This is a genomic window from Rugamonas rubra, assembly GCF_900114705.1.
GTDB classification, from domain to species: Bacteria; Pseudomonadota; Gammaproteobacteria; order Burkholderiales; family Burkholderiaceae_D; genus Rugamonas; species Rugamonas rubra.
Map to the genome: position 1 here is coordinate 1 of NZ_FOTW01000062.1, position 3,744 is coordinate 3,744.

General features: G+C 69.1%; 4 protein-coding genes. All 4 read left to right on the forward strand.

All coding sequences use genetic code 11. From position 1 onward, the window contains the following. The first annotated feature begins 216 nt into the window (after positions 1 to 216). The 4 genes from BM252_RS29605 (at position 217) to BM252_RS29620 (ending at position 3,616) form a co-directional block, all read left to right on the forward strand. Positions 217 to 1,056 carry a universal stress protein gene (locus BM252_RS29605; RefSeq protein WP_093391357.1) on the forward strand — a complete coding sequence of 280 codons (840 nt, stop codon included), beginning with the start codon at positions 217 to 219 and terminating at the stop codon, positions 1,054 to 1,056. A gap of 88 nt (positions 1,057 to 1,144) precedes the next feature. Beyond that, a complete protein-coding gene (locus tag BM252_RS29610) occupies positions 1,145 to 1,522 on the forward strand; it encodes a group III truncated hemoglobin (RefSeq protein ID WP_093391358.1) in 378 nt (125 codons plus the stop codon). Between the two features lie 34 nt (positions 1,523 to 1,556). Further along, a complete protein-coding gene (locus BM252_RS29615) occupies positions 1,557 to 1,832 on the forward strand; it encodes a TehB family protein (RefSeq protein ID WP_093391360.1) in 276 nt (91 codons plus the stop codon). Positions 1,833 to 1,921: 89 nt separating this feature from the next. Next, positions 1,922 to 3,616 (forward strand): methyl-accepting chemotaxis protein, encoded by a 1,695-nt coding sequence (locus tag BM252_RS29620; protein WP_093391361.1) that lies wholly within the window; start codon positions 1,922 to 1,924, stop codon positions 3,614 to 3,616. Positions 3,617 to 3,744 lie beyond the last annotated feature (128 nt).

The following is a 3,744-nucleotide window of genomic DNA, read 5'->3' on the forward strand; positions in this document are numbered from 1 at the left end:
CGCGTTTACAACCGCTATCGATTGCTTAAGTCAACGGCATTAGGGTCTGACCCTGGCCCCTGGGTGGTTTGATAGCCGCCAGCGGCCGCCCCCCATTGCCGGGACGACAATGCTGACGTTTTTGATCTAGATCAATCATTTTTCGGGGCGCGCTTCGTACCATGGGGGGGCACAGTCCGGCCCGTCCGCCGTCCGCCGTCCGCACAAGGAGCCACCATGTCCTACCGCACCATCCTGGTCCACGTCGACCCGTCCAAACGCACTCCCGAGCGGGTCGCGCTGGCGGCCCAGCTCGCCATGACCGAGGACGCCCACCTGGTCGGCGCGGCCATGACCGGCCTGACCCAGTTCATCTACCAGTGCGGCGCGGTCGACCCCAGCGCCGGCTTCGTCACGCCCGACCTGTCCTTCCTCTACGAGTGCGCCGACCGGGCGCTGGCCGGCTTCACCGCCCAGGCCGAGCGGCTCGGCGTGCGCAGCTGGGAGGCGCGCCGCCTCGACGACGACGCCGAGGCCGGCCTGGCGCTGCAGGCCCGCTACGCCGACCTGGTGGTGCTCGGCCAGCCCGAGGAAGGCGAGGCCGGCCCCGGCATCGTCGCCACGCTGCCCGAGTACGTGCTGCTCAACAGCATGCGGCCGGTGCTGGTGCTGCCGCGCGTCGGCCGTTTCGAACACATCGACCGCCACGCCCTGCTGGCCTGGGACGGCAGCCAGGAGGCGACCCGCGCGCTGACCGCCGCCATCCCGCTGCTGCGCCGCGCCGGCCTGGTCACGCTGGCGGTGTTCCATCCCGCGGCCCACAACAGCGTCCACGGCGAAGTGCCCGGCGCCGACATCGCGCTCTACCTGGCGCGCCACGGCGTCAAGGTCGAGGTCAGCGAGCGGCCCGCCGCCGACGACATCGGCGAGGCCATCCTGTCGCTGGCGGCCGAGCTGGACGCCGACCTGATCGTCATGGGCGGCTACGGCCACGCCCGCCTGCGCGAGATGGTGCTGGGCGGCGCCACCAGCACCGTGCTGCGGGCGATGACGGTGCCGGTGTTGATGGCGCACTGAGCCGCCCAGCTTAAACATTCATCTAAAATATTGCTTTACACCGCGATATCGCTTACCATTTCCCCATCCACTCAAGCAAACCGACACCATGCCATCAAGCACGCTGGACCGCGCCGCCATCGCCACCCTGGTCAACGAATTCTACGACGAGGTGCGGCGCGACGCCGAACTCTTCCCTCTGTTCAACCAGGCCATCGGCGCCAACTGGGGACCGCACTTGGAACGCATGGTCGACTTCTGGAGCACCGTCATGCTGGGCAGCCGCGACTTCCAAGGCAATGTGTTCGGCAAGCACATGCTGCTCGGCGGCGTACAGCCGGAGCACTTCCGCCGCTGGCTGGCGCTGTTCGAGGCCGCCACCGGCCGCCTCTTCGCGCCCGAGGTGGCGGCCGAGTTCATGACCGTGGCGCGGCGCATCGGCGGCAGCCTGCAGTACGGCTTCTTCGGCAAGCTCGAAGTCGCCTGAATCCCACCTGAACCCATGCCCCACCGGAGTCGCCATGAAAACCCTGCCCGCCCACGTCACGCACTACAGAAGCAGCCCCGAGTTCACCGAGGCCAGCACGCCCGCCGCGCTGCAAAAGGGCCACACCACGGCCGCCGGCGTGTGGGGCCGCATCACCGTCCTCGAAGGCAGCCTGCGCTACCACATCAGCGAACCGGAGCAGGAGGTGCTGCTGTTGACGCCCGACCTGTTCGGCGTGGTCGAACCGCAGATGCGCCACGAGGTGGAACTGGTCGGCCCGGTGCGCTTCCGTGTTGACTTTCATAAATAGCAACAACTGTTTCTTGTATGTAATTACAGTGTCACAAACGGCAGGTATGCTGGGTCCACTTCCGCAGTCCCCACACCCTGGACCCCACCATGACACTCCCCAAGCTCACCACCAGTCTCCGCGTCATCGCCTCCTTCGCCATCGTTCTGCTGGTGATGGCCTGCATGTCGGCGCTGGCCCTGTGGCGCATGCACAGCGCCGACGCGCTCACCTCCGACCTGGTGCACGACAAGCTGGCGCGGCAGCAGCTCAGCGCCGAACTGCTCGCCGCCGCCCGCCTCAACGGCCTGCGCGCCACCTCGATCGCCCGTAGCGACAGCCTGGAGGTGGCCGAATACTTCCTCGCCGAGCTGGCCGGCGGCCAGAAGGCCCAGGCCGCGCTGGAGCAGAAGCTGGGCGCCCTGCCGCAGGAAGGCGCCGAGCGGACGCTGTGGCGCGCCGTGCAGCAGCACAAGGGCGCCTATCTGGCGGTGCAGACCGAGGTGTTCCGCCTGAAGGACCTCGGCAAGACGCAGGAGGTCGGCGAGCTGGTCGAGACCAGCATGGCCGCCACCTTCAAGCAGTACGGCGCCGCCGTCGAGGCGCTGCTGCAGCACCAGACCGGCCAGGCGCGCGCGCTGGCCGAGGAGTCGGCCGCCCAGTTCCGCAACAGCCAGATCCTGCTCAGCGCCCTCGGCGCCGCCGCCCTGCTCACCTGCGCCGTGCTGGCCTGGCTGCTCACCCGCAGCGTCGTGGTGCCGCTCCGGCAGGCCGTCGCGCTGGCCCTGCGCGTGGCCGCCGGCGACCTGCGCGCCACCCTGCGCCACCAGCGCAGCGACGAGATCGGCCAACTGCTCGACGCCCTCAACGACATGAACGGCCGCCTGGCCCACACCGTCGCCCAGGTGCGCGACGGCGCCGCCGACATCGACCACGCCGCGCGCGAAATCGCCGCCGGCAACCTGGACCTGTCGCGCCGCACCGAGCAGCAGGCCGACGCGCTGGTGGAAACCGTCTCGTCGATGGAGCAGCTGACCGTCACCGTCAAACAGAACAGCGGCAACGCCCGCGCCGCCAACCAGCTGGCGCAGTCGGCCTCGGACGTGGCCGGCCAGGGCGGCCGCGTGGTGTCCGACGTGGTCGAGACGATGGAGGCGATCAACGACTTCGCCCACAAGATCGTCGACATCACCGGCGTCATCGACGGCATCGCCTTCCAGACGAACATTCTGGCGCTGAACGCCGCCGTCGAGGCGGCCCGCGCCGGCGACCAGGGACGCGGCTTCGCCGTCGTCGCCGGCGAGGTGCGCAGCCTGGCGCAACGTTCGGCCACCGCCGCGCGCGAGATCAAGAAGCTGATCAACGACTCGGCCGAAAAGATCGACAGTGGCAGCCAGCTGGCCAAGAGCGCCGGCGCCACCATGCACGAGGTGGTGCAGAGCGTGCGGCGGGTGACCGCCATCATGGCCTCGATCAGCCAGGCCAGCGCCGACCAGGAGAGCGGCATCGAGCAGATCAACATCGCGCTGACCGAGATGGACGGCGCCACCCAGCACAACGCCGCCATGGTCGAGGAGGCCGCCGGCGCCGCCGAGGCCATGCACCAGCAGGCCAACAAGCTGACCACGCTGGTCAGCCACTTCAAGGTCGACCGGGTGGATGACGCCGCGCGCGCGGCCGGCACCGGCGCCGACGTGCTGCGGTTGGCGCCGCGCGCCGTGCCGGCCAAGGCGCTGGCGGTGGCTGCCCGCGCGGCGCGCCAGGCCGCCCCGGCCGAACCCGTGCGCCAGCGCCTGCGCGCCTAAGCAGGCGACGCCCGAACCACCCAAAGGCAAAGAGCCAGGGTCAGACCCTAATGCCGTTGACTTAAGCAATCGATAGCGGTTGTAAACGCGGTTTCGTTGTGTTAACTTCTCGGCATGATGCTATCCGA